Below are 5,229 nucleotides of genomic sequence, written 5' to 3'. Positions count from 1 at the left end.
TCCCCGCACAACCGCCGGATTTACGCAGCCTGATCCTTGACCACAAGAGCTTCGCGATCTTTTGCTCGCTCGCCCTGATCGGCTTCGCCTTATATCCGGTTCTTGTCCATCGGCTCGCGGTTTCGATTCACGCTTCCTCCCCACACTCGGTCGCCCTCATGCAGTTGCGCTTCACTTCGTTCGCTGTGGTCAGCTTACGACGGGACTTTCACCCGCAAGATTGCGCCCATGCTGGGCGCACAAAAAGATCGCAGCCTGCGGCAGCTCCTACAACAGATCGAGTTCTTCTGTAGGAGCTGCCGCAGGCTGCGATCTTTTGTGTTTCAGAATTTACCGCTCAAACAACTCCATCTGCTCGAACCCGCCCCGCAAGTCCTCCAGCCGCACGCCGACGCCCAACAACCGCACCGGTTTTCCGCCACGATTGAAAGCCTGGGTCAACATCAACTGATAACTTCCCAGATCCCGCCCTGCCCCGGCCTGCTCCAATGTCGTCTGGGTGAAATCGTGGAACTTCACTTTGACGAAGGGCTTGCCCGGGCGATAACTGCTGTCGATTCGCGCCATGCGACCGGCCAGGGTCTCCAGCAGCTCGGGTAATTTTTCCAGGCAACTCTTCAGATCTGGCAGATCGACGTCGTAGGTATTTTCGACACTGATCGACTGACGACGACTGTCGTTGTGCACCACGCGGTCATCGATCCCACGGGCCAGGCTCCAGAGTCGCTCGCCAAAGCTGCCGAATTCACGCACCAGCGCCAACTTGTCCCACCCGCGCAATTGCAGGCAATCGGTGATCCCCAGCTTGCCGRGTTTGTCGGCGGTGACTTTTCCGACCCCGTGCAATTTGCTCACCGGCAAGCCACTGACAAAATCCTCGACCTGGTCCGGAGTGATGACGAACAGGCCATTGGGCTTTTTCCAGTCACTGGCGATCTTGGCCAGAAACTTGTTCGGCGCCACGCCCGCCGACACGGTGATATGCAACTGGTTGGAGACCCGGCGCCGGATGTCCTGGGCGATGCGCGTTGCGCTACCACCGAAATGCGCACTGTCCGACACATCGAGGTACGCCTCATCGAGCGAGAGCGGCTCGATGATCTCGGTGTAATCGCGAAAGATCGTGTGGATTTCCCTGGACGCTTCTCTATAGGCGTCCATGCGTGGCTTGACGATGGTCAGGTCCGGGCACAGCTTCAAGGCATGCCCGGAGGACATCGCCGAACGCACCCCGTACGCTCGCGCCTCATAATTGCAGGTGGCGATCACCCCGCGCCGGTCCGCCGCCCCACCTACCGCCAGTGGTTTACCGGCGAGGCGTGGGTCGTCGCGCATTTCGATGGCTGCATAGAAGCAGTCACAATCGACATGGATGATCTTGCGTTGAGTCATAGCAAAGCCGTGTTCATGGCAAAGAAAAGGCGTCATGGCGTGCCGGACAAACAGTATCTCACCGACACCTGTATATAGCACCAGTAGTCTGAATGTTCTTTTCCAATCGTAGGAAGAGTCGATTGTGAATTTATTTTTTCAATCGAAAAATTACTTTCAATAGACGCGCAGGCCTTGTCCTGCCTGCCTCACAGACCGGTCGACCTCCCCTTTTGAACGCTAACCGATTGAACGGGAAGAGGTTTTATCGGAATTGGAGGTTGACACCCGAGCGCATCTCTATAGAATGAGCCACACAGACGCGGGAYGGAGCAGTCTGGTAGCTCGTCGGGCTCATAACCCGAAGGTCGTCGGTTCAAATCCGGCTCCCGCAACCAAACATCAAAAAAGGCTACTCGAAAGAGTGGCCTTTTTTGTGCGTGCTCGTTTTGTAGCGCCGAACACCAGAACAAGGCCTGGACACTCAACGACACCGAAACCGGAAATCGTTCTGATTCCGAAACTTAGGCCATCGCTGCGACCGTTTGCCGCGATTCAACGTTTATTTGACCTGCTTCAGGATTAACGGTTGACACCCCGGCATTACTCTATAGAATGCCGCCACACAGACGCGGGATGGAGCAGTCTGGTAGCTCGTCGGGCTCATAACCCGAAGGTCGTCGGTTCAAATCCGGCTCCCGCAACCAAACATCAAAAAAGGCTACTCGAAAGAGTGGCCTTTTTTGTATCTGTTGAAAAAGTCCTTTCGCAACAATGATCTGTCACTGTGTAGCAAGCCGTTTGGGGTCACCCACACGCCGGGTTCAGACTATGCTCTATCGCAGGCTGAAGCCTTCACGACTGATGTCGCGCCGCCCCCACCGCCCGGTGATAGGCGTTAATATTTGTGATTATTTTTTTCTGCAGGGATTGGTAACTTGGCTGGATACCCCCATCCTGTCGCGCACAATCCAAGAGGTGATTGATGCGCGCCAACTCGTCTGATTCACAAGACACTGTCACAGCGACACAACCGATCAAGGCTGAGCGTCTGCGCCTGCTCGATCGCTTGAGCAAATACCGTCAACCCATTGGCCTGGCGGTCACCCTGCTGTTGTTCGCGATCGCGCTGATTGCCTGTCGCCACCTGTTGAGCGAGCTCGACCTTTACGCGCTGCACGATTCGATCCTCGAAGTCCCGAAACCCGCCTTGCTGGGCGCACTGGGCGCAACCGTGGCGGGCTTCATCATTCTGCTTGGCTACGAATGGTCGGCCAGCCGATATGCCGGGGTGAGCCTGGCACCGCGCGAGTTGGCGCTGGGCGGTTTCACGGCCTTTGCCATCGGCAACGCCATCGGTCTATCAATGTTGTCGGGCGGTTCGGTTCGCTATCGCCTCTATGCCCGTCATGGCCTGGGAGCGGCTGAAGTCGCCCGCATGACATTGTTCGCCAGTCTCTCGCTGGGTTGCGCCCTGCCGCCGCTGGCTGCCCTGGCGACGCTCAGCGACCTGCCAGCCGCGTCCACCGCCCTGGSACTCTCCGAGACGTTGCTGGGCGTAGTGGCGAGCGCCGTACTCGTGCTGTTTTCGGTGCTGGCCATCGGCATCTACCGTCGTCGGTTGCCGGAACAGCCTTATGCGGACAACCTGCTGGTCAAGATCGGGCGTCGCACCTTGCGCCTGCCCGGGCGTCGCCTGACGTTCCTGCAATTGATCATCACAGCCCTGGACGTAGCGGCCGCCGCGACCGTGCTCTATCTGCTATTGCCGGAAACGCCGCCCTTCGGCGCGTTCCTTCTGGTTTACCTGCTGGCGCTGGCCGCCGGCGTGCTCAGCCATGTGCCGGGTGGTGTCGGGGTGTTCGAGGCGATTTTGCTGGCGGCGTTTTCCGACACCCTTGGCGCTGCGCCACTGGCCGCCGCCCTGCTGCTCTATCGCTTGATCTACGTGGTCCTGCCCTTGCTGGTGGCCTGCCTGCTGTTGCTGATCAACGAAGGTCAGCGCCTGTTCCAGACACGCCAGACGTTGCGCGCGGCCTCAGGCCTGGCGGCTCCGATACTGGCGGTGCTGGTATTCCTGTCCGGTGTTGTCCTGCTGTTCTCCGGAGCCACCCCGGAAATCGATACCCGCCTGGAACACATCGGTTTTCTGATCCCCCATCGACTGGTCGATGCTTCGCACTTTGGCGCCAGCCTGGTCGGCGTTCTTTGCCTGTTACTGGCCCAGGGGCTGCGTCGTCGACTGTCGGCCGCGTGGATGCTGACCACCATTCTGTTGCTGGTCGGCGCCCTGCTCTCACTGCTCAAAGGCTTCGACTGGGAGGAAGCCAGCCTGATGGTGCTGACGGCAAGCCTGCTCGGGGTATTCCGCCGCTCGTTCTATCGCCCCAGCCGCCTGACCGAAGTACCGTTCTCGCCGCTGTACCTGGTGGCCAGCCTGTGCGTGCTCGGTGCGTCGATCTGGTTGCTGCTGTTCGCCTATCAGGACGTCCCGTACAGCCATCAACTCTGGTGGCAATTCACTCTGGACGCCGATGCCCCACGCGGCCTGCGTTCGCTGCTCGGGGCTGCCGTGCTGCTGATGGTGGTGTCGCTGACCTGGCTGCTGCGCACCGCGCGTCCGGTGATCCACCTGCCGACGCCCGACGAACTGGAGCGCGCCAGCAAGATCCTCATGGCATCGGCCCAACCGGATGGCGGCCTGGCCCTGACCGGTGACAAGGCGCTGCTGTTTCACCCCAATGACGAAGCGTTCCTGATGTACGCCCGTCGCGGCCGCAGCCTGGTGGCACTGTATGACCCGATCGGCCCGGGCCAGCAACGGGCGGAAATGATCTGGCAGTTCCGCGACCTGTGCGACATCCACCACGCCCGTCCCGTGTTCTATCAAGTGCGTGCAGAGAACCTGCCGTACTACATGGACATCGGCCTGACCGCGATCAAGCTCGGCGAAGAAGCCCGGGTCGACCTCAAGCGTTTTGATCTCGAAGCCAAGGGCAAAGAGATGAAGGACCTGCGCTACACCTGGAACCGCGGCACCCGCGATGGTCTGTCGCTGGAGATCTTCGAGCCGGGCCAGGCGCCGATGGATGAGCTCAAGGTGATTTCCGATGCCTGGCTGACCGGCAAGAACGTGCGCGAGAAAGGCTTCTCGCTGGGCCGCTTCAGCGATGACTACCTCAAGTATTTCCGCATCGCGGTGATTCGTTTCGAAGGACGCCCGGTAGCGTTCGCCAACCTGCTCGAGACCTACGGCCATGACCTGGCCAGCCTCGACCTGATGCGCGCACACCCGGATGCCCCGAAGCTGACCATGGAGTTCATGATGGTCGGCCTGATTCAACATTATAAAAACCATGGGTACGCGCGTTTCAGCCTGGGCATGGTGCCGTTGTCGGGGTTGCAACCCCGTCGCGGCGCGCCATTGACCCAGCGCCTGGGCTCGATGGTATTCCGCCGTGGTGAGCAGCTGTACAACTTCCAGGGCTTGCGCCGCTTCAAAGACAAGTTCCAGCCTGATTGGGAACCCCGTTATATGGCCGTGCCCGCCGGACTCGATCCGCTGGTTGCGCTGGCCGACACTGCTGCCCTGATCGCGGGCGGCTTGACCGGATTGGTGAAACGCTGATGATTCAACGCTCCTTGCGGTATGTATTGGGCACACTGGTGATAGTGGCCCTGGTTCTCGGTGGCGGTTACTGGTACCTGAAACGCCCGGCACCGGAACCGACCCTCGAATTGCTGACCCCGGCCGATGGCGCGGCGATGACCCGTGTCATCCCAGGCAACACGCCACGCGCCCAGGTGCTGGTTGCGGTCAACGAAGACCAGAAACTCAGCGACAAGCAATTGATGATG

3 protein-coding genes, 2 tRNA genes and 1 pseudogene are annotated in these 5,229 nt (G+C 59.9%); 5 read left to right on the top strand and 1 reads right to left on the bottom strand.

The window, feature by feature from the left end; genetic code table 11:
* The coding region (locus ACXRVY_RS16300; RefSeq protein WP_458237765.1) for a hypothetical protein at window positions 1–293 on the top strand (293 nt) is incomplete at its 5' end.
* Window positions 294–330: 37 nt separating this feature from the next.
* On the opposite strand, the gene dinB is transcribed toward ACXRVY_RS16300, so the two are convergent.
* Complete coding sequence (dinB, locus tag ACXRVY_RS16295) at window positions 331–1,392, bottom strand: DNA polymerase IV (protein ID WP_458237764.1); 1,062 nt, start codon at window positions 1,390–1,392, stop codon at window positions 331–333.
* A gap of 300 nt (window positions 1,393–1,692) precedes the next feature.
* Between dinB and ACXRVY_RS16290 the strand changes: the two genes are divergently transcribed.
* From ACXRVY_RS16290 to ACXRVY_RS16275, 4 genes and pseudogenes are all read left to right on the top strand, one after another.
* A tRNA-Met gene (locus tag ACXRVY_RS16290) sits at window positions 1,693–1,769 on the top strand.
* Between the two features lie 232 nt (window positions 1,770–2,001).
* Window positions 2,002–2,078, top strand: a tRNA-Met gene (locus ACXRVY_RS16285).
* 278 nt (window positions 2,079–2,356) lie between these two features.
* A complete protein-coding gene (gene mprF, locus ACXRVY_RS16280) occupies window positions 2,357–4,999 on the top strand; it encodes a bifunctional lysylphosphatidylglycerol flippase/synthetase MprF (protein ID WP_458237763.1) in 2,643 nt (880 codons plus the stop codon).
* A pseudogene (locus tag ACXRVY_RS16275) lies at window positions 4,999–5,229 on the top strand (virulence factor family protein); the annotation flags it as partial. The gene mprF and the pseudogene ACXRVY_RS16275, both read left to right, overlap by 1 nt.

Source organism: Pseudomonas sp. P5_A2_2, assembly GCF_054177685.1.
Note: the sequence above shows the minus strand (reverse complement) of the source record. Positions and strands in the feature narration are given on the sequence as shown.